Source organism: Pedobacter sp. Leaf132 (assembly GCF_920984695.1).
Classification (GTDB): Bacteria; Bacteroidota; Bacteroidia; order Sphingobacteriales; family Sphingobacteriaceae; genus Pedobacter.
The window spans coordinates 26,039-46,374 of record NZ_CAKLBO010000004.1 but is presented as its reverse complement, the minus strand read 5'-3'; the positions used below and the strand labels follow the sequence as shown (position 1 = coordinate 46,374).

Sequence of the window (20,336 nt, the reverse complement as noted above, 5' to 3'; positions counted from 1 at the left end):
AAGATAAGAATTTAAGCAGGCACGAAAAGTAATGTGCATAAAAAAGCCCCGATTGAGATATCGAGGCTTTTTAAATATTTATTTCTTAGGATTTCCTTTTCCATCCCTATCAACTGCCGGTCGTTTAGCTTGATTTGCCAATTCCCATGCCGTATAGTAGGTTAATTGAGCTCTTTTCGCTAAAAGTGGGAAGTTAATCTTGCTTACTTCATCTCCTGGTTGGTGATAATCTTGTTGCAACATTCCATCATAATAGAAAATAATAGGAATACCCAACTTCGCAAAGTTATAATGATCAGAACGATAATAAATGCGGTCGGTATCATTTGGATCATCATATTTATAATCCAGTTTCATTTTTGTGTAAGTTGCGTTTACTTGCTCACTTAGTTTTCCTAACTCGCTACTAAGCATATTAGAACCAACAGAATAGATGTAATTAGCTGAATCTGGTGTATTCAAATATAATTCACCAGTACGGCCAATCATATCTGTATTTAAGTTTGCAATTGTATTTTCAACTGGGAAAACAGGATGAGAAGAATACCAATCAGAACCCCAAAGTCCTTTCTCTTCGCCAACAACTGTCATAAATAAAATACTACGCTTTGGTCCTTTACCTGCTTTTTTAGCATCAGTAAATGCTTTCGCCATTAATAAAACACCAGTAGTTCCCGAGCCATCATCATCAGCGCCATTGTTTACTTTATCTTTAGCATTTGGATCTGCAACTAAGCCAATATGGTCATAGTGTCCGGTTAATACTAAAACTTCTTTCTTTAATTTCGGGTCAGAACCTTCTAAAAATCCTAAAACGTTTTCGGCTCTAACCGCCACTTCAGATTTCATTGCGCTTGCAGAAACTGCAACGTTAATAACTTGAGAAGCTGGCTTTTTAGTTTCTGCAATTTTCTTTTGAATAGCCTCTACCGAAGTATTTGCAATTTTTAAAATTTCGTTAGCCGTTGCCGTAGTTACACTAATCATGGTAAAAGGATTTTGGCTTTTCATGCGCTCCACAACTTCCGGAGATTTCATTACCGGTTGTCCTTCGCCATAAATAGCCTTTAGCTGCTCTGCTCTGTTATCCAATGATGGGTCGATAATTATAACTGCTTTAGCTTTGCTTTGAGAGATAAAAGTAACTTTTCTGGCTCTTGCCATCATCATTGTTCTTCTGTCTTGTTTGTCTTCAGGTTTAGCTGTTGGGTCTCCGCTTCCAAAAATAACTACAACTTTTCCTTCAAGATTTAACCCTTCAAAATCGTTGTATCCATCTTTATTTACACCGTAACCAGCAAAAACTAAATCATCAGCACTAAAAGTAAAACCGTTTAACCCAACCGAATTGCTGGTTATTAAATAATCGTTATACAATTGTTTTGGCTGGCCATTGATAGTTAAAGAACTTTGTGTTATCGAAAAATTAGCCAAATCAATTTTTTGAAAATAACTACCATCAACAGGACCTTTTAAGCCAATTGATTTAAAATAATCACGAATGTAATCTGCAGCCATCCATGCACCTTTCTTACCGGTTTCTCTGCCCTCATATTCATCAGAAGCTAAAACAGATAAGTGTTTATAGCCGTTTTCTGGATTGATGACTTTGCTAAACCTTATAGCATCCTTATTTGGAACTAATGGTTTAACCTGAGCGAAGCTACTTGCAGCAAGTAGTGACACAAAGCCAAGTGTTAAAAATTTTTTATTCATTTTTTTAGTAAAGTTAGTTGCAATTAAATTTAGCAGGATATTTTATTTACCCTGTTTTGATGTCTGCCACCTTCAAATTCGGTATTTAAAAAGGTTGTTGTAATTTCTTTAGCTTGTTCTTCAGAAACAAATCTAGCCGGAATGCATAAAACATTCGCATTATTATGTTTTCTTACTAACGATGCTACCTCATTTTCCCAGCATAATCCGGCTCTAATGCCCTGATGTTTGTTAGCTGTTATGGCAACGCCGTTTGCCGAGCCACAAAGCAAAATACCGTAGGTAAATTCACCACTTTCTACGGCAGAAGCTACCGGATGAGCAAAATCTGGGTAATCTACAGAATCTAATGAATGGGCGCCAAAATCCTTAACCTCATAATCTGAAAGGTGAGTTTTAAGCATTTCCTTGTATTCAAACCCAGCATGATCTGCTCCAATGGCAATTTTGATTTTTTTATCAGACATGGCCAAATTTATAGAGAATTATGAAATCTATTCGTAATGTTTTTGTTAGTTAGCATAGAACGCTTTATCTTCTTTTTTCTTCTTTCTTTCGATGTATGCCGAAACGAAAATACTCAATTCATAAAGTAAGAATAATGGCGCTGCAACGGTTAGCATGGTTAAAATATCAGGCGTTGGTGTTACAATTGCTGCGATAATTAAGATGATAACAACGGCATATCTTCTACTTGCCCTCATAAACTTCGGCGTCATTAATCCAAGCTTTGAAAGTATAAATATGATTATTGGTAATTCAAAGATAATTCCTGTTCCGAGGGTTAGTGTAGCAATAGATGATACGTAAGAATCAATGGTAAAAGTATTTTTAATTTCAGTACTAACCGTATATCCTGTTAAGAAATTTATAGATAAAGCACAAATAATAAAATACCCAAAAAAGATACCGATGATGAACAGAACAGAAGCAAAAAATACAAAACCACTAGCAGATTTGCGTTCATTTTCGTGTAATGCTGGTTTTATAAATCTCCATATTTCCCAAAGGAGATAAGGAAAGCCAACAACGATACCGCACATTACACAAACATTTAACTGCAAATTAAATTGCCCGGCCATTTCCGTGTTAATAATTTCGCCATTAATTTTGGTTATACACATATCTTTTCCTAATGATGGAAACATATCAACCAGTTTACACATCATTCTATATGTCCAGAAATCTGGTTTTTTAGGACCGAAAATAATTTTATCTAATATTTCTTCATTAAAATAAAATGCAACCCCTGTAAATACTGCAATTGCGATTGCTGCTCTGATTAAGTGCTTACGTAAAACATCAAGATGATCGAAGAAGGACATTTCTGCCTCTAAGGTTGTACTGCGTTGGCCAATGGCTTTGGTAAGGGATGATTTTTCTCTAGTGTTGCTCATGTTGAAAACAAAAATACCATTCTAATTGAATAGAATGGTATCTACGTGTTAAATATAAGAATAGTTTATATTATTGTGAGAAATCGCTATAAAAATGCGGGCTGTATAACAAAGTATTTTATAACGATGCTGATTTATCAACTCTGATTAAACTTAGTTGTTTCATATTAACAGGATTGAAATAGGCAAACTGATAAACGCCATCTGCTCCGGTAACGATTAAAGATTTTGGTCCGGCAATTACATCATAACTCTTTATATTGTTAATGTGCTGTAGCATATTTTTTCCAACTTCCATTTTGTTGGTGATGTTGAAGCTTTTAATACCATAATCGCCTTCACACAAGAATAAATTATTACCACTTACACTTAAGCCATGTGGGTTTAGCATTGGGAACACCGCAACCTGCTTAGGTTTAGTTGGGTCTTCTATATCAACAACTTCTAACTGATTTACAGCTTGCCTGCAGGATGTACCCATACGTAAGGTTACATAGGCATATTTTCCTTGCACAACTACAGGGTCGCAAGCAAAAATATGGCTGTAAGTAGAAAGTTTTACTGGATTTGCGGCATCGGCAGCGTTAAAAATATGCATGCCAGTATTCGTTCCGATAAATAATTTGTTATCGTATGGAAAGATGGTTTCTACGCCCCAACCTAAATTTATTGATTTTACAAATGTTGGATTTGCAGGCGCTTTTACATCAAATAAACTCAAATCCATCGTTCCAACTGTGTATAAATGATCGTTTAATAAAGTAAATCTTGCCATTGAACCTCCCTGACCTGATGAACTGCTTGATGCCGAACTGTAAAAGGCTATATCGTTTTTGAAACCTGATGATGCGTTATTTTCTCTAACCAGGGTATCTTTATAGGTAACTACATATTTTTGATTACTATAGCCCAAGGCGTAAAACTGTTTGAAAACATCAGGTAATCTTTTTATCTGTTTAATATTGGCTACTGAAGTGATATCGAAAGCCAATAAATCCACGTAACTATCAGCATACAAAACATTATTGCTTATCGCCAAATCTACATTACCCGGAATTTGCAAAAACGCCAGGTTAACAGGAGCATTAGGGTTAGCATTGTTATAGATATGGATGCCCTTATTTGGCTCATTAATAAACAGATAATCGTTGTAGATGTATATTTTGCCCGGCTTTTTTACCGCTATTGCTTTCGTTAGGCCAACAGGAAGCGTTCTAATGGCTTCAACAGTAATTAACTTACTAATCTGGATTAGCTTTAGATCATTGTCTTCATTTTTTTTGCACTGGCTAAATATCGCTATAGCGAATATTGCCATAAGTCCGTTAAGTAAATAGTTTTTCATTGTTTAGTGGTTTTAAGGCAAAACGATGGCAATTACCTAAACGCTACAAGGTTAGCGTTAATTTTTTAAAAGACTTTGGATGATTTTCTAATCCCTTGTAACAAAAAAAGCCAGGCGTTTTTAAAAACCTGGCTTTATAAAATGATTTTAAATATTTTATTGCGAATCTACATAATCAAATGTTTCCATAAATTTTGTAGTGAAATTCCCCGCCCTAAAGTTAGGGTCTTTCATTAATTGTAAATGGAAAGGAATTGTTGTTTTGATACCTTCAATTACAAATTCACTTAAAGCACGTTCCATTGTACAAATTGCTTCTTCGCGTGTTTGTGCAACGCAAATTAATTTTGCAATCATCGAATCGTAATTCGGCGGAATTTGGTATCCTGCGTACACATGTGTATCAACACGAACCCCATGTCCGCCCGGCGAGTGGAAATTTGTAATTTTTCCAGGTGATGGCCGGAAGTTATTTGCCGGATCTTCTGCATTAATACGACATTCAATTGCATGCATTTCTGGAGTATAATTTTTTCCAGAAATTGGAATACCTGCAGCAACTTTAATTTGTTCTTTAATTAAATCGAAATTAATTACTTCTTCTGTTACCGGATGCTCTACCTGAATACGGGTATTCATTTCCATAAAGTAGAAGTTACGGTGTTTATCTACTAAAAACTCAATAGTTCCCGCACCTTCATAATTTACAGCTTGTGCACCTTTAATAGCGGCTTCGCCCATTCTTACCCGAAGTTCATCCGTCATAAATGGAGAAGGAGATTCTTCAACCAATTTCTGGTGACGGCGCTGAATAGAGCAGTCACGTTCAGATAAGTGACAAGCCTTACCAAACTGATCTCCAATAACCTGAATTTCAATGTGGCGAGGATCTTCAATATATTTTTCTAAATATAAACCATCGTTACCAAATGCAGCACCAGATTCCTGACGAGCACTATCCCATGCATTTTCGAAATCTTCATCTTTCCAAACTACACGCATACCACGGCCACCACCACCGGCAGTTGCTTTAAGTATAACCGGGTAGCCCATTTCGTTTGCAATTACAATACCCTCCTTAACGCTAGATAATAAACCATCAGAACCTGGAATAGTTGGTACGCCAGCTTTTTTCATGGTTTCCTTAGCCGAAGCTTTATCACCCATACCGTTTATCTGCTCAGGAGTAGCACCAATAAATTTGATATTATACTCACGGCAGATATTTGAAAATTTAGCATTTTCAGATAAAAAGCCGTAACCAGGGTGAATCGCGTCGGCGTTAGTTAATTCGGCAGCCGAAATTATATTAGGAATATTTAAGTAAGAATCTTTGCTAGGCGGAGGTCCAATACAAACGGCCTCATCAGCAAAACGTACATGTAAACTTTCGCGATCGGCGGTAGAGTAAACAGCAACCGTTTTGATGCCCATTTCCTTACAGGTACGGATAATACGCAAAGCGATTTCTCCCCTGTTGGCAATTAGTATTTTTTTAAACATAATGCTTGTTTATTAGCTAATTAGCTAACTGATTAATTCGCTAATTAAATAGGTTCTACTAAAAATAATGGTTGATCGTATTCAACTGGAGAAGCATTATCAACTAAAATTTTAACAATACGGCCAGAAACTTCACTTTCAATTTCGTTAAAAAGTTTCATTGCTTCGATAATACAAACAACTTTACCAGTACCGATTTCATCACCAACATTAACAAACATAGGTTTATCAGGGCTTGATGAACGGTAGAAAGTACCAATCATTGGCGATTTAATTGTGATGTATTTAGATGTATCATCTGCAACTGGTACTGCTGGTGTAGCCGCAACAGGTGCAGTTGGGGCGGTTGCTACCGGCGCTGCTGCCTGTACAAGCGGTGCTTGAGGTACAGTGGCATGCACAACAGTAGGTGCTTGATTTGTTTTAATCGTAATTTTGAAATTTTCTTGCTCAATTGCAACTTCATTTACGCCAGAACGAGAAACAAATTTAATCAGTTCTTGTATTTGTTTGATATCCATTTTTTAATCCTTGTTATGTAAAAAATAGTGTATAAAATGAATTAACTAAGTTATACTTTTTTTGTTTTATTCTTTGTTGTTTGCTTGTTCGGTTTCTCGATTTTTCGTTTTTTTGGAATGATGTACAATCCTAACCAACTAAGAAACCAATTAACTAACTATTGTATGCCCATTTTAGGTAAATAGAACCCCAGGTAAAGCCACCGCCAAAAGCTGCAAGTACAATATTATCGCCTTTTTTAAGTTTGCTTTCCCATTCCCATAAACATAATGGAATTGTACCATTTGTTGTATTACCGTAACGCTCAATATTTATCATCACCTTATCAGTAGATACACCCATGCGGTTTGCGGTAGCATCTATAATGCGTTTGTTTGCTTGGTGAGGCACTAACCAGGCAACATCATTTGATGTTAAGCTGTTGCGCTCCATAATTTCGGCTGCAACATCTGCCATATTAGTTACCGCAAATTTAAATACTGTTGGTCCTTCCTGGTGTGCAAAATGTTCTCTTGCATCAATGCTTTCGTGTGTGGCAGGTTTAACAGAACCGCCAGCCTTCATGCCTAAGAAATCTCTTCCAGCACCATCCGTTCTTAAAATAGAATCTTGAATTCCAAAACCTTCTTCATTAGGTTCTAATAATGCACAGCCACAACCATCACCAAAAATGATACAAGTTGTACGGTCTTCATAATTAATAATTGACGACATTTTATCGCCGCCAACCACTAAAACTTTTTTATGTCTGCCCGATTCAATAAATGAAGCTCCAGTTGCCAAGCCGAAAATAAAGCCAGAACAAGCTGCTTGTAAATCCCAACCCCAGGCATTTGTAGCACCAATTTTATCTGCTAAAACATTTGCGGTAGCAGGAAAGGTAAAATCAGGAGTAGTGGTGCAAAAAATAATTAATTCAATTTCCTTTGCATCAATACCGCGTTTTTTAAGCAAGCCATTCACGGCATGTACTGCCATATCTGATGTGCCTAAGCCTTCACCTTTTAAAATTCTACGTTCTTTAATTCCCGTTCTACTGGTAATCCATTCATCCGAAGTATCAACCATAGTTTCTAACTCTGCGTTTGTAAGCACATAATCAGGAACGTAACCATTTACTGCCGTAATAGCAGCGTGAATTTTACTCATTTTAAAAATTTTAATAAATTAATTAAATGCCGTTCTAATTTTTTCTACCAAACCGGTCGTAATCATTTCTCTAGATTGAAGTACCATATTTTTAACAGCCAGCGGACTAGAAATTCCGTGTCCGATAACTACAGGTGCATTAACCCCCAGAACAGGGCTTCCGCCATATTGTTCGTAATTAAAGCGATCAAAAAACTCATCTTTTAATCCTTTTTTAACCGTCATCACATAAAATGATTCTGCTAACTTAAGCATCACATTTCCTGTAAAACCATCACAAACAATTACATCAGCTTTATCGTTGAATAAATCTCTACCTTCAACATTGCCCACAAAATTATATAAGTTGGTATCTCTCATTAACGGAAAAGTAGCCATGCTTAGCATGTTACCTTTCTCATCTTCTTCACCAATATTCATTAAAGCAACCTTAGGGTTATTTATCTGCAATAAATTTTCTGCATATAAACTGCCCAAAGCACCAAATTGAAGTAAAATATCAGGTTTGCAATCGGCATTTGCACCAACGTCTAATAATAAACCGGTACCGCCTTTAATTTTTGGAAGGATTGTACATAAGCATGGGCGGATAATGCCCGGAATGGTTTTAACGCTAAAAACAGCGCCAACCAACATTGCGCCAGAATTACCGGCACTTGCAAAAGAATCGATTTTACCACCTTTTAAAAGGTTAAAACCAACGGCTATGCTCGAGTTCGGTTTCTGAACAATTGCTTTTGTGGGATGTTCGCCCATACCAATAACTTCATCAGTATGAACGTATTCAAAATGATCTGGATTAAATCCTTCTTCTGCAAGAATTGGTTTAATCTGCTCGGTATCGCCGATAAGAACTAAATGTTCACCAGCGTTTAGCGATTGATGAGCTGCTATTGCTCCCAAAACTACAGCTTTGGGAGCATAGTCTCCGCCCATTATGTCGAGGCCTATTTTCATAGAAAAAATCTGTTTGTGTTAGTACAGGTAAAATCCTGATTTTTCAGTTGACTAAGGTATGACTAAAGCCGCTGAAAACACAAACAATTTTTTAAGAAAATTACCCGATTTGAGTATTTTCGATAACCAATTTACCGTTATAGTATAAGTTACCATCAACGTTATATGCACGGTGAGGTACGTGGATAGCACCTGTAGTTGCGCAAGTTGCTAAAGAAGGAAGCTCAGCTTTATAGTGCGTTCTTCTTTTATTTTTTCTCTGTTTCGAGATTTTCCGTTTTGGATGTGCCATTGGTGTATAATCTAATTATTTTTTTAACTTATTAAGTGCTTCCCAACGTGGGTCGCTTATTTGTTCATTTTCTTCAGCTTGCTTGTCGATAGAAAGTTGTTCTAATCTATCAATCATTTCCTGATCACATTCTTTACCAGCCTGCTCGCAGTTTTTGATATAAGGCACTCCTACGTTAATCATTTCGTATAGTGGCTTCGATATATCAATCGAAGTTTCTTTTCTGCTTAATGAAATAATTTCTTCATCATCGCTTTCAAGTTCATCTTCTGCAAACTTTACAATTTGCCTTTCGTACAAATTGATTGGTAAAGCAAATTCCGAAAGGCATTTATCGCAATCTAAATTAACAGTACCTAAAACTTTAAATTTAAGTAGCAACATGGTTTCTTGTTTCTCAAGTTCCAGGTCAACTTTTAAATTACCATTTTTAATCATCGAGTACTCAAAGGCACCAAAAAAGGTGTCATCAAGCTCATATTCAAAATGATGGCTTCCCAATTTTAATCCGGTAAACGGTACTGAAAATTGTTTTAGCGGGTTCAAAGTACTGTAAAATTTTAGCCTGCAAATGTAGGGATAAAATAGTTAGATTAAAAATGTTTTTTAAAAATTGTTCGCTGTAAAAAAACCTGTGAGGTTTTTAAAACCTTAAAGGTTTAGCTTTTTAATATCATTTCCTTATTGTTTCGGCTCCACTCACTCCACGAGCCTACGTAAAGTTTTGGAATTTGTAAGCCGGCATAATCCAGTGCTAATAAAGTATGGCAAGCCGTAATGCCAGAGCCGCAATGAACGATTACATTTTCAGGTTTAACAGCAGAGAGTGTGGAAGTATATTTCTCTTTTAAAACTTCAGGCGCTAAAAAACGGCCGTCGTTATCAAGATTTTCTGTAAATGGAATATTTATGGCACCAGGAATATGGCCGGCAATGGTATCAATTGGCTCGGTTAATCCTGCATAGCGATTAGCATCACGAACATCAATTACAATACTTTCGTTTGATTTTGAAGTTTTTTCTACTTCATCAATATCCGTTAATGGCAAACTCCAGTTATCTGCTTTATAAATGTCTACAGATTTTGGTATTTCTGTTTTATGAGTTACCGGAAATCCAGATTTAACGGCAGCCTGATAACCACCATCAATAACTTGTACGTTTTCATGTCCTATTGCCCTTAACATCCACCAAAATCTGGCAGCAGCATTCCCACCATTTTTATCGTCATACACAATAACGTGGCTATGTTTTGTTATTCCAAGTTTTTGTAAAACCGTAGCGAAACGCTCTGGTGTAGGTAGCGGATGGCGTCCACCTTCAGCAAAATCTCCTACTGTGGCTAAATCTTCATTTACATCGGCAAAAATTGCACCGGCCAGATGTTCTTCATCGTATCTCGATTTTGAACCAGCGCTAGCATCTATGATTACAATTTCTTCATCGAAATTTAACCAGGTTAAATCTTCGGGTTTTATAATTGGTGAAAGTTTTTTTTGCATTTGATTAATTTTTGCAATTAAGTAGCCAGATGATAATTATTGTTTCATTTGTTCACGCATCATCTTCATCATCATTTCTTTACGTTCAGCAGGACTCATGTTTTTCATTTTTTCTGCATTGAAATTTACGCTGCTTTTTTTGTAACCCGCCGGAATTGTAAACAAAGAGGCGTCAAGATTTTTAGGCTCGTATTTTTTTAACAGCATAGTCATTGATGGTAGGGTTGTACCTGGTTTAAGAAAAGCAATTTTTACGGGCATACCCGTTACGCCTTTACTTTTTAACTCTGCTACAATTTTATCGTCGCTAATGTTGCTGCCATTTACCGGGAAGTTAATGGGAGGTAAATCCTTACTGTACCAAACATCCCACGATTTGCCATCAGATGTCATTCTAACATGGTTACAGTTATATTTTCCAATCTTTTCATTACCTATTACCTTAACCGTAAAATTTTTTACCGCAGCATTTTTGCCACTTTTGGTTTCTGTATAAGTTTTCGTCATCGAATTAAAAACCATTGTTACACCCGGGTTGCTTTTAAGCATTAGTGTTGTAGTATTGATTTGACTGCCTGCCATTTTCATATTTACTTCTGTACGTATATTACCATTTTTACTATACATTTTACTAATTACCGGGCTTGGCGTCATTCCTGTAATTTCGTATTCAGCATAAACATCAGCGGCTATTGCAGCATTCGAAATTACAATCGAAACAAATAAAACAGAGAGAAATAATAGTGATTTTTTCATAGCTGTAGGTTTTGGTTTCTTTAAAGTTCAGCAATTTTATCGAATCATGGATAGGGAATTTCCATTTTTTTTAATGTTTTTTGCTTTTTGAAAAGCGCCTGAAGCCTAAGGATTGGTCAGATAAAAAAAAGCTTTACATAGTTAAATGAATGCAGTTCTTTCTGCTATTATAATTATTGAATTTTTTTTGTGCCGCTCATTTTGCCTTATTGCACAGTTTGTACTGAAATAAACCTGATAGAAGTAGCAATACTTTTTTGTTGCAGTGTTTCTACAAGCTCAGCATGGCAATTACCAAAAAAGATTGCAACGCATAGCAGGACTATCGAAACCGATGAAAAGCCGGAATTGCTTTTCTGAAAAAAAAGCTTTAAACTTTAAGCTTTCTGCTTTAAACTTTAAGAAGCATCGTCTTTAATATCGAACTGTGTTTCTACAACCTTTCCGCCTGTGCGTAACTGGTTGATTAGCATTTCCTCTTGCTCTCTGCGGTTTTTTACGATGTGGATAGCAGAGAATAGTGCTTCGGTAAATGAGGTTGAGTCTGCTAAGTCTTTGCCGGCAATATCGTAGCCCGTGCCATGATCGGGAGAGGTGCGCACAAAGTTTAAACCTGCTGTATAATTAACACCATTGTGAAAAGCCAAAGTTTTGAAAGGAATTAAGCCCTGATCGTGATACATGGCCAAAACGGCATCGAATTTTTTATAACTGCCGTTGCCAAAAAAACCATCGGCAGGGTACGGACCAAAACACATAATGCCTTTGCCGTAAGCTTCCTCAATTGCTGGGGTAATAATTTCGGCCTCTTCTGCACCAAGCAAACCGTTATCGCTGGCATGTGGATTTAAGCCCAAAACAGCAATTTTTGGCTTCTCAATCCAGAAATCTTTCTTTAAACTTTCGTTTATTAAACGAATTTTATTTATGATTTTTTCTTTTGTGATGGCTGTGGGTACATCTTTAACAGGGATATGTCCGGTTACTACGCCCACGCGTAAACCTTCGCTAACTAAAAACATCAGCACATCTTTACTGCCGCTTTTTTCCTGCAAATATTCGGTATGACCGGGGAAAGAAAAAGTATCTGATTGAATGTTATGTTTGTTAATCGGCGCTGTAACCAAAGCGTCAATTTCGCCGCTAACTAAATCGGCTGTTGCCCTTTCTAATGATAAAAGCGCATATTTTCCGCCAGTTTCTGTAACCTGGCCAAGTTCTATTTTAACATCTTCTTCCCAGCAATTTATCATATTCGCTTTTTTAACTTGCGCCTGATTTGCATGATTAATTACGTTGAAACTAAAATCGCCAAGGTTATTTGCTTTTCTGTGGAAAGAAGAAACCTTTGTATGGCCGTAAACAATTGGTGTGCAATAATTTAGAATAGCCGGATTAGAAAGCGTTTTAATAATCACCTCTAAACCTATACCGTTCACATCGCCTATACTAATACCAATTTTAAGTTTACTGCTCATAATTAATGGAAAATTTTAGCGCAAAATACTGATTTGATTTGATAATTAAGGTATAGGGCGGAAGGTTTAAGGTATAGGCTTTATAGATTGAATTACCATACCTTACGCCCTAAAGCTTACACCTTCCATCTTAAATCATTACCTTTGTTTCCATGAGTTTAGTAAAAGCAAAAAAACATTTAGGTCAACATTTTTTAACTGATAAAGGCATAGCAAACCGAATTGTAGAAAGTTTGGTTAATACCGATAAATATAATCAGGTTTTAGAAGTTGGTCCGGGGATGGGAATTTTATCCGATTTTTTGCTTCAGCGCCAGGATTTGCAAACCTATTTAATTGATATTGATACAGAATCTTTTCATTTCTTGAATGAGAAATATCCCCAACTGGGAGATAGATTAATAAACGGCGATTTTTTAAAGCTAAATTTCGACGATATTTTTCCAGGTCAGTTTGCCATTATCGGTAATTTCCCATACAATATTTCATCTCAGATTTTGTTCAAAATTTTAGATAATCGTCATAAAGTAGTTGAAATGGTTGGGATGTTTCAGAAAGAAGTTGCACAACGTTGCGCATCACCAGCTGGAACAAAAGATTATGGTATTTTAAGTGTTTTTCTGCAAGCATATTATAAAATTGAATATTTGTTTACCGTAAAACCGGGTACGTTTAATCCACCGCCAAAAGTTCATTCGGCTGTTATTCGCTTAACAAGAAATGAAATTGAAACTTTAGATTGCGATGAAAAACTGTTTTGGCGTGTGGTTAAGGCAGGTTTTAATCAACGTAGAAAAACATTGCGTAATGCGGTTTCGGCTGTAATGCCAAAAGATAAAATGGATAATCATATTTATTTCGAAAAACGAGCAGAGCAATTAACAGTTGCTGATTTTGTAGCTTTAACACAACATGTAAGTAAATTAATGGAAGCTTAATATTTTATTTTGTAGCTGTTGAAATTGTTAAATTTGTGTAGCCTTCGCACAAAACCTACGTTTTACTTAAAACCGGCCTCATAAATTTTTGGGGCTATTCTGTTAAAGCCAAAGCAGTGGCTTCAATACAAAAATTTTCAGCCGGCAATTTGTTTCTTTTGTTGTCAAAAGAAAAAAGCCTGTCTGGCTAAGACAAATCCTATTTACTGCTTAGTCTTACATTGTATTTATGAATTAATTATCCTTCAAATTTTCTTGCAAAGCGATGATTAATTTATTCCAGTTTCTCCTTTCCTTTGCGGCATAAAATTCTATAAATATCATGATTAACTACAGCGAAATTTTCAACGAACAAGGCATGGACTACCAATCTTACAGAGCATTGGTAGAGCAACTGTTATTGGAAGGTAAAGCTACAGGTGATGTTAGTTACGATTTGCACTACACTAAAATGAATGTGCAACGAATGAACAGAGTTGATAAAACAGTTAGTTTAACTGAAGATTTATCTAATATTATCGGGAGCTTTAAAATAAATTATAAATTCTTGGTCATTACCGAAGGTTGGTGTGGTGATGCTGCGCAAATTGTTCCCGTTTTTAATAAAATTGCGACAGCATCTCTGGGTAAAATTGATTTAAAATTTGTTTTGCGGGATAAAAACCTACCCTTGATTGATGCGCACTTAACCAATGGTGGCAGGGCAATTCCGGTTTTAATTATTTTAAATGAAACTGCTGATAAAGTTTTAGCAACATGGGCACCAAGGCCAAAAATTTTGCAAGGCTTGTTAAAAGAATGGAAACAGGAAACTACAGAGATGACTATTTTAGCTGAAAGGCTTCATGGCTGGTACGCTAAGGATAAAACTTTAACTACGCAGGCGGAATTAGCGGAGCTTTTTAAAGGATTAAAGAATTAAGCCAAATCAACCGGTAGCCGCAATTTGTTGAAATTAATACTTAATGTGAGGGATGATGAAACAACTTTGGCATAACGATGAGATTTATATATATCTAATCTACAGAAACCGTTAATCCTTCTTGTTGTAGAATTTTTCTGTAAACTTCCATCTCCGTAAAAGAACCTTCTAAAACCGGGCATTTACCGTCGTTGTGCACTTTCCAGGCAATTTTTTCTGCCTGAGATTCGTTATAGTCTAAATATTTCATCATGCAATAAATTACATGCTCGAAAGTATTTACATCATCATTCCATAAAATTAAACGATGTACAGTTTTTAAGGAAGTTAAAATTTCTTCGAGCGTAAAGGTCTCTTCTTTTGTTTCTGTAGACATTTGGCAAAAATAAACATTAGTATTAAGTATTTAGTATCAAGTATCAAGATTTTGTTCATTGGTGAATAATAATACCTTAACCAATAAATGATTAGCTTTGATTAACCAATATATAATAACATGCACCAATCCAAAATTGCCGGAATAGGTTACTACGTTCCTAAAAATGTATACACCAACAATGATTTAAGCCGTTTTATGGAAACCAGCGATGAATGGATTCAAGAAAGAACAGGTATTAAAGAACGCCGCTTTGCAGATAGGAATGAAGAAACAACCACCACAATGGGGATTGAAGCTTCTAAAATTGCTTTAGAAAGAGCCGGAATTACGGCAAAAGACGTGGATTTTATTGTTTTCGCAACATTAAGCCCTGATTATTATTTTCCGGGTTGTGGTGTTTTATTACAACGAGAAATGGGCATGGGCGAAATTGGCGCACTGGATATCCGCAACCAATGTTCGGGATTTGTTTATGCACTTTCTGTAGCCGATCAGTTTGTTAAAACCGGCATGTATAAAAACGTTTTGGTTGTTGGTAGTGAAAAGCATTCATTCGCTATGGATTTTGAAACCCGCAGTAGAAATGTTTCAGTAATTTTTGGTGATGGGGCAGGAGCTGTGGTTTTGCAACCAACTAATGCGCCTGGTAAAGGAATACTGAGTACACATTTGCATAGTGATGGTGCAGATGCCGAAATTTTGGCAATGTATTATCCAGGTTCTCATGCCAATAAGTGGATGAAAGATAAACCGGCTTTTCCTGAACAAGAATTGGGTGGTTTGTTTATGACACCAGAAATTTTGGAAAGCGGAGCGGCTTTACCCTACATGGATGGTCCATCGGTTTTTAAAAAGGCGGTTGTTAAATTTCCTGAAGTAATTAAAGAAGCTTTAGCCGCAAATAAGCTAACGGAGAAAGATATTGATATGTTAGTGCCGCATCAGGCTAATTTACGCATAAGCCAATATGTGCAGCAGTTACTTGGCTTAAGAGATGACCAGGTTTTTAATAACATTCAAAAATATGGCAATACTACTGCTGCCTCTGTTCCGATAGCACTTTGCGAAGCCTGGGAAGCTGGTAAAATTAAAGATGGAGACTTAGTTTGTTTAGCGGCTTTCGGTTCGGGTTTTACTTGGGCAAGTGCGCTTATCCGTTGGTAAAAAAAGGTTTGGTAACTAAATTTTGACATTTCGTGTAAAAAAACTGAAAACCAGCATATTAATTTATAATTTTATGTTGTTTCAAGATAATTTGCATGGCGATAGACATTTACGCAGGAAATTTCGGGGCAAAAGAACTAAATCATCTACTAAAACGTACCTTATTCGGAGCTAAAAGAAGTGATATAGCTGGTTTTGTCGGGCAATCTGTTGCTCAGGTTGTTGATTTTTTATTAAGAGATTTACCGCTACCAAATCCTCCGGTAAACAATTACAACGACACAGCTTACACAGACGCAAATGTTCCAGCGGGGCAAACGTGGGTAACAGCGCCATATACAGATGGAACGGCCAATAGTAGAAGAGTTGCTTCTTTCAAAGCATGGTGGATTACACAAATGTTAAATCAGCCGGCATCTATTCGCGAAAAACTTACCTTATTTTGGCACAATCATTTTGCAACAGAAGCCGATATGGTTGATGATGCCAGATACATCTACAAACATAATGCTTTGCTGCGGAGCAATGCAATGGGCAATTTCAAAATCTTAACCAAGCAGGTAACTATCGACCCTGCAATGCTGCGCTATTTAAATGGATATGCCAGTACCAGAACAGCACCCGATGAAAATTACGCCCGGGAGTTACAAGAGCTTTTTACTTTAGGCAAAGGGCCGGATTCTAAATATACAGAAGCCGATGTTAAGGCTGCCGCCCGATTGTTAACTGGTTTTACTTTAGATAGCACAAATATCACTTCGGTATTTAACACAAGCAGGCACGATATTACTGATAAACAGTTTTCATCATTTTATGGAAATAAATTAATTAAAGGGAGAACCGGTACAGATGGTGCAAAAGAAGTTGACGATTTACTTGATATGATTTTTGCGCAGGTAGAAGTTAGCAAATATATCTGCAGGCGCTTGTACAGGTTTTTTGTTTACTATGATATTACAGCAGATGTAGAGGCGAACTTTATTACGCCTTTGGCCGAAATATTTAGAAATGCCAATTATGAAATAAAACCAGTGTTGAAGGTTTTGTTTACCAGCAATCATTTCTTTTTAGCACAAAATCGTTCTTGTAATATTAAAGCACCGGTTGATTTTGTTGTGGGTTTGGCCCGCGAATTTGAAATCGTTTTTCCTGATGCCAGTGATTATGTGAATGTTTATTACATGAGTGATTATTTGCGCAGCACAGCATCTAACCTACAGCAAAATCTGGCCGATCCGCCTAATGTTTCCGGTTGGCCGGCTTATTATCAAATACCTCAGTTTTACGAACTTTGGATAAACTCAGATACCTTACCAAAGCGAAACGTTTTTACCGATAGATTCATTAGTACGGGTTATACCCGAAACGGGAAAAAAATAGTTATCGACCCAATTGCTTACACCTCTAAATTTAGTAAACCAGAAGACCCAAATATCTTACTCGATGAAGCATTGGCGCATCTTTACACCATTGATGTAAGTGCCGACGTAAAGAAGTTTTTGAAAAGTATTTTGTTAAGTAACCAGGTTACTGATGCCTATTGGACCACCGCCTGGCTCGATTATAAAGCCGCCCCAACTACTGCAAAAACTGCAATTGTACAAACCCGTTTACAGGAGTTTTATAAATACATTATGAACCTTGAAGAGTATCAGCTATCATGAAAAGACGGGAATTTTTAACTAAGGCAATGCCAGCCGGCGTAGTGCTTCCTTCCTTAATCGGTGGATTTTCGTTGAAGGCATTTGGTGCGTCCAGTTTGTTATCGGCAATTACGGCCGCTAATCAAGAAACAGACCATGTACTGGTTATTATTCAGCTAAATGGCGGTAATGATGGCTTGAACATGATTCTACCTTTAGATCAATACGATAACCTTACATTGGCTCGCCCCAATATTATTCTTCCACAAAATAAAATTATAAAGCTTTCTGGTTTTAACACGGGTATACATCCATCTATGTCGGGTTTGGCAGGTTTGTACGATGATGGTAAAGTTCAGGTTATTCAATCAGTAGGTTATCCGCAACCAAATTTTAGCCATTTCAGGGCTACAGATATTTGGCTTTCTGCATCAGATGCTGACCAAACCATAGAAAGTGGTTGGGCTGGCAGATATTTAAGCGAAGAATATACAAATTTTCCGATAGGTTATCCAAACACAGTAATGCCCGATCCTTTGGCCATTCAAATCGGTTCATTTATTTCACCCGCTTTTCAAGGTCCTTCGGTAAATATGGGTATGGCAATTTCAGACCCGGTTAATTTTTATAATTTAATAAATGGCATTCAATCGCCTGCACCAAATTCAAACGCAGGTAAAGAGCTAACCTACATCCGTCAGGTTTCACAACAAACACAACAATACGCTTCGGTAATTAAAGCAGCCGCAGGCAAAGTAACCAAGCAAGGTGCATATCCAACAAATAATTCGCTTGCCGACCAGCTAAAAGTTGTGGCAAGATTAGTTGCCGGAGGTTTAAAAACCCGTTTGTACATGGTAAATATTGGCTCATTCGATACACATGCAGCACAGGTAAATACGGGCTCAACCGAAACCGGAACACATGCTGTTTTGTTGCAAAGAGTTAGTGATGCCATTAAAGCCTTTATGGACGATTTAAAAGGTCTTGGTGCATCAAAAAGAGTAGCCGGTATGACTTTTTCAGAATTTGGGCGTAGGATAAAATCAAACGCAAGTAACGGAACAGACCATGGTGCTGCAGCACCCTTAATTGTTTTTGGAGATGCTATTCAGGGCGGGGTTTTAGGTAAAAATCCAACGATTTCCGCCGCAACATCTGTGAATGATAATATCCCGATGCAGTATGATTTCCGTTCGGTTTATGCAACATTATTAGAGAACTGGTTCTGCGTAGATAAAGCAACCTTATCAAGCGTTATGCTAAAAAATTTCCAATCGCTGCCGCTTATTCAGGCCGGCACCAATTGTATGTCTACCAATTTAGCGCAAACTAACCGGTTAAGTGGCGAAAGTTTAATCAGTAATTACCCAAATCCTTTTACCACAACCACTACCATAAAATACACCTCAAAAGGTGGTCATGTTTTAATTCAGGTGTTTAATACCATGGGTAAATTAATGGCTACCGTTGTTGATGCTGTAAAAGATGAAGGCACGTATAATATCAATTTTGAAAACCAGCATTTTGCGCCAGGGGTTTATTATGCCCGCTTACAAAATGGAGAATTGCAGCAAGTAAGAAACATGCTAATCGTTTCCTAAGCTAAAAATTAGGTACTTTTGTATCCAATCGTTTTATTTAGGATGATTGATTTTCAGAAATATCTTAATATGAAGTTTAATCTTGGTGATTTTGTACGTTTTGTAGATGAAAAACGTGAGGGCTATGTTACAAAAATAATTGATGCGCAAACTTTGGGTGTAACTGATGAAGATGGCTTCGAAATTCCGGTTGCCATAAGTAATTTAACCTCGGTTCATGGCCACGGTGTTGTTGCCGAAGAGCAAGATGCGCCAAAACCAATTCAGGTTAATGCACCATCAATCCACAAGATAGAAAACGGAATTTATATCGCTGTTGCAGCAGATGGAAAAGCCGGCAGCGTGGTTCATTTTCATTTACAAAATCAATCTCCAAATACTTTACTTGTAAGTTTAACTACTGAAAGAAAAGAAAAATATACAGGTCTTTATCACGGGATTATTCAAAATTTCCAATCAGCAATGGTACATTCTGCTTCCCTATCCGAATTGGATATGTGGCCGGAGTTTACCTTTCAATTTATAGTATTCAGCAAAGCTGATGTAAAACCTTTGGAGCCATTGGTGATAACTAAAAAATTCAGAGCAAAAGATTTTAGTTCTGAACAGAAGGAATTACCTGGTTTAAAGCAAAAAGGCTGGTTAATTCGGTTGGATGAATTGGCCTCAGTAAATATAGATCCTCAAAAATTAAAAGAAAGCTTCTTTAAATCTCCTTCAGAAAAAAGAACTGTCGATGTGCCTAATAAGGAAATTGATTTGCATATCGAAAAACTAAGAGACGATCATCATTTTTTAGAAACTGATGAAATCTTACAAATTCAATTATCCCATTTTCAAAATGCTTTAGATGCAGCGATTGTTCATCATTTTGATAAAATGATTTTTATACATGGTATTGGCAATGGTACCTTGAGGGATAAAATCCATAAATTGATAAGCAAAAATCCGCATATCAAAACTTATATGGATGCAAGAAAGGAAAAGTTTGGTTATGGCGCAACCGAAGTAGTTTTTAAATAATTTAGATTAGTGGCGGCGTTCGTTATCCCTAATGCAAACCCTGCGC

At 36.7% G+C, this 20,336-nt stretch carries 20 protein-coding genes; 6 read left to right on the top strand and 14 right to left on the bottom strand.

All coding sequences use genetic code 11. The features are described from left to right. Positions 1–78: 78 nt before the first annotated feature. The 13 genes from LUA86_RS09385 to pdxA form a co-directional block, all read right to left on the bottom strand. The gene (locus LUA86_RS09385; protein ID WP_231460369.1) at positions 79–1,716 is read right to left on the bottom strand and encodes a M28 family peptidase; all 1,638 of its coding nucleotides are present in this window, start codon (positions 1,714–1,716) and stop codon (positions 79–81) included. A gap of 29 nt (positions 1,717–1,745) precedes the next feature. After that, positions 1,746–2,183 (bottom strand): ribose 5-phosphate isomerase B, encoded by a 438-nt coding sequence (gene rpiB, locus LUA86_RS09380; RefSeq protein WP_231460368.1) that lies wholly within the window; start codon positions 2,181–2,183, stop codon positions 1,746–1,748. Between the two features lie 45 nt (positions 2,184–2,228). Next, positions 2,229–3,113, bottom strand: coding sequence for a twin-arginine translocase subunit TatC (gene tatC / locus LUA86_RS09375; RefSeq protein WP_231460367.1), 885 nt, complete (start codon positions 3,111–3,113; stop codon positions 2,229–2,231). Positions 3,114–3,231: 118 nt separating this feature from the next. Further along, entirely contained in the window at positions 3,232–4,458 is a 1,227-nt protein-coding gene (locus tag LUA86_RS09370) for an LVIVD repeat-containing protein (RefSeq protein WP_231460366.1), read from the bottom strand. Between the two features lie 156 nt (positions 4,459–4,614). After that, on the bottom strand, positions 4,615–5,961 hold the full coding sequence (gene accC / locus LUA86_RS09365; protein ID WP_231460365.1) for an acetyl-CoA carboxylase biotin carboxylase subunit: 1,347 nt from the start codon (positions 5,959–5,961) through the stop codon (positions 4,615–4,617). A 44-nt stretch (positions 5,962–6,005) separates the two neighbouring features. Continuing rightward, the gene (gene accB / locus LUA86_RS09360; protein WP_231460364.1) at positions 6,006–6,482 is read right to left on the bottom strand and encodes an acetyl-CoA carboxylase biotin carboxyl carrier protein; all 477 of its coding nucleotides are present in this window, start codon (positions 6,480–6,482) and stop codon (positions 6,006–6,008) included. 154 nt (positions 6,483–6,636) lie between these two features. Next, positions 6,637–7,632 carry a beta-ketoacyl-ACP synthase III gene (locus tag LUA86_RS09355; RefSeq protein WP_231460363.1) on the bottom strand — a complete coding sequence of 332 codons (996 nt, stop codon included), beginning with the start codon at positions 7,630–7,632 and terminating at the stop codon, positions 6,637–6,639. An 18-nt stretch (positions 7,633–7,650) separates the two neighbouring features. Continuing rightward, complete coding sequence (gene plsX, locus LUA86_RS09350) at positions 7,651–8,589, bottom strand: phosphate acyltransferase PlsX (protein WP_231460362.1); 939 nt, start codon at positions 8,587–8,589, stop codon at positions 7,651–7,653. Positions 8,590–8,689: 100 nt separating this feature from the next. Beyond that, on the bottom strand, positions 8,690–8,881 hold the full coding sequence (gene rpmF, locus LUA86_RS09345; protein WP_231460361.1) for a 50S ribosomal protein L32: 192 nt from the start codon (positions 8,879–8,881) through the stop codon (positions 8,690–8,692). 15 nt (positions 8,882–8,896) lie between these two features. Continuing rightward, entirely contained in the window at positions 8,897–9,427 is a 531-nt protein-coding gene (locus LUA86_RS09340) for a DUF177 domain-containing protein (protein ID WP_231460360.1), read from the bottom strand. A 113-nt stretch (positions 9,428–9,540) separates the two neighbouring features. Continuing rightward, positions 9,541–10,383 carry a sulfurtransferase gene (locus LUA86_RS09335; protein WP_231460359.1) on the bottom strand — a complete coding sequence of 281 codons (843 nt, stop codon included), beginning with the start codon at positions 10,381–10,383 and terminating at the stop codon, positions 9,541–9,543. A gap of 36 nt (positions 10,384–10,419) precedes the next feature. Beyond that, positions 10,420–11,139 carry a DUF4412 domain-containing protein gene (locus LUA86_RS09330; protein ID WP_231460358.1) on the bottom strand — a complete coding sequence of 240 codons (720 nt, stop codon included), beginning with the start codon at positions 11,137–11,139 and terminating at the stop codon, positions 10,420–10,422. A gap of 398 nt (positions 11,140–11,537) precedes the next feature. Continuing rightward, a complete protein-coding gene (gene pdxA, locus LUA86_RS09325; protein WP_231460357.1) occupies positions 11,538–12,617 on the bottom strand; it encodes a 4-hydroxythreonine-4-phosphate dehydrogenase PdxA in 1,080 nt (359 codons plus the stop codon). A gap of 152 nt (positions 12,618–12,769) precedes the next feature. Here pdxA and rsmA point away from each other — a divergent pair, with 152 nt between their 5' ends. Together rsmA and LUA86_RS09315 are read left to right on the top strand one after the other, a co-directional pair. Beyond that, positions 12,770–13,555, top strand: coding sequence for a 16S rRNA (adenine(1518)-N(6)/adenine(1519)-N(6))-dimethyltransferase RsmA (gene rsmA / locus LUA86_RS09320; RefSeq protein ID WP_231460356.1), 786 nt, complete (start codon positions 12,770–12,772; stop codon positions 13,553–13,555). Between the two features lie 322 nt (positions 13,556–13,877). Beyond that, on the top strand, positions 13,878–14,477 hold the full coding sequence (locus LUA86_RS09315; RefSeq protein ID WP_231460355.1) for a thioredoxin family protein: 600 nt from the start codon (positions 13,878–13,880) through the stop codon (positions 14,475–14,477). A 94-nt stretch (positions 14,478–14,571) separates the two neighbouring features. Here LUA86_RS09315 and LUA86_RS09310 read toward each other — a convergent pair whose 3' ends face one another. Then, on the bottom strand, positions 14,572–14,853 hold the full coding sequence (locus tag LUA86_RS09310; protein ID WP_231460354.1) for an ATP-dependent Clp protease adaptor ClpS: 282 nt from the start codon (positions 14,851–14,853) through the stop codon (positions 14,572–14,574). A 120-nt stretch (positions 14,854–14,973) separates the two neighbouring features. Here LUA86_RS09310 and LUA86_RS09305 point away from each other — a divergent pair, with 120 nt between their 5' ends. The 4 genes from LUA86_RS09305 to LUA86_RS09290 all read left to right on the top strand — a co-directional run bounded on the left by LUA86_RS09305 (position 14,974) and on the right by LUA86_RS09290 (position 20,290). Beyond that, positions 14,974–16,020: a 3-oxoacyl-ACP synthase III family protein gene (locus LUA86_RS09305; RefSeq protein ID WP_231460353.1), complete on the top strand. Its 1,047-nt coding sequence runs from the start codon at positions 14,974–14,976 to the stop codon at positions 16,018–16,020. Positions 16,021–16,115: 95 nt separating this feature from the next. After that, positions 16,116–17,684, top strand: a complete 1,569-nt coding sequence (locus LUA86_RS09300; RefSeq protein WP_231460352.1) for a DUF1800 family protein — start codon at positions 16,116–16,118, stop codon at positions 17,682–17,684. Then, the gene (locus LUA86_RS09295; protein ID WP_231460351.1) at positions 17,681–19,267 is read left to right on the top strand and encodes a DUF1501 domain-containing protein; all 1,587 of its coding nucleotides are present in this window, start codon (positions 17,681–17,683) and stop codon (positions 19,265–19,267) included. Before LUA86_RS09300 ends, LUA86_RS09295 begins: the two co-directional genes overlap by 4 nt. Before the next feature lie 69 nt (positions 19,268–19,336). Next, positions 19,337–20,290 carry a Smr/MutS family protein gene (locus LUA86_RS09290; RefSeq protein WP_231460350.1) on the top strand — a complete coding sequence of 318 codons (954 nt, stop codon included), beginning with the start codon at positions 19,337–19,339 and terminating at the stop codon, positions 20,288–20,290. Positions 20,291–20,336 lie beyond the last annotated feature (46 nt).

Coding starts and splice junctions, on each gene's coding strand:
- LUA86_RS09385 (WP_231460369.1), bottom strand. CDS start 1,716: ATGAATAAAAAATTTTTAACACTTGGCTTTGTGTCACTACTTGCTGCA.
- accB (WP_231460364.1), bottom strand. CDS start 6,482: ATGGATATCAAACAAATACAAGAACTGATTAAATTTGTTTCTCGTTCT.
- LUA86_RS09310 (WP_231460354.1), bottom strand. CDS start 14,853: ATGTCTACAGAAACAAAAGAAGAGACCTTTACGCTCGAAGAAATTTTA.
- plsX (WP_231460362.1), bottom strand. CDS start 8,589: ATGAAAATAGGCCTCGACATAATGGGCGGAGACTATGCTCCCAAAGCT.
- LUA86_RS09295 (WP_231460351.1), top strand. CDS start 17,681: ATGAAAAGACGGGAATTTTTAACTAAGGCAATGCCAGCCGGCGTAGTG.
- tatC (WP_231460367.1), bottom strand. CDS start 3,113: ATGAGCAACACTAGAGAAAAATCATCCCTTACCAAAGCCATTGGCCAA.
- LUA86_RS09290 (WP_231460350.1), top strand. CDS start 19,337: ATGAAGTTTAATCTTGGTGATTTTGTACGTTTTGTAGATGAAAAACGT.
- rpmF (WP_231460361.1), bottom strand. CDS start 8,881: ATGGCACATCCAAAACGGAAAATCTCGAAACAGAGAAAAAATAAAAGA.
- accC (WP_231460365.1), bottom strand. CDS start 5,961: ATGTTTAAAAAAATACTAATTGCCAACAGGGGAGAAATCGCTTTGCGT.
- LUA86_RS09300 (WP_231460352.1), top strand. CDS start 16,116: ATGGCGATAGACATTTACGCAGGAAATTTCGGGGCAAAAGAACTAAAT.
- LUA86_RS09370 (WP_231460366.1), bottom strand. CDS start 4,458: ATGAAAAACTATTTACTTAACGGACTTATGGCAATATTCGCTATAGCG.
- rpiB (WP_231460368.1), bottom strand. CDS start 2,183: ATGTCTGATAAAAAAATCAAAATTGCCATTGGAGCAGATCATGCTGGG.
- LUA86_RS09355 (WP_231460363.1), bottom strand. CDS start 7,632: ATGAGTAAAATTCACGCTGCTATTACGGCAGTAAATGGTTACGTTCCT.
- LUA86_RS09335 (WP_231460359.1), bottom strand. CDS start 10,383: ATGCAAAAAAAACTTTCACCAATTATAAAACCCGAAGATTTAACCTGG.
- LUA86_RS09330 (WP_231460358.1), bottom strand. CDS start 11,139: ATGAAAAAATCACTATTATTTCTCTCTGTTTTATTTGTTTCGATTGTA.
- LUA86_RS09305 (WP_231460353.1), top strand. CDS start 14,974: ATGCACCAATCCAAAATTGCCGGAATAGGTTACTACGTTCCTAAAAAT.
- pdxA (WP_231460357.1), bottom strand. CDS start 12,617: ATGAGCAGTAAACTTAAAATTGGTATTAGTATAGGCGATGTGAACGGT.
- rsmA (WP_231460356.1), top strand. CDS start 12,770: ATGAGTTTAGTAAAAGCAAAAAAACATTTAGGTCAACATTTTTTAACT.
- LUA86_RS09315 (WP_231460355.1), top strand. CDS start 13,878: ATGATTAACTACAGCGAAATTTTCAACGAACAAGGCATGGACTACCAA.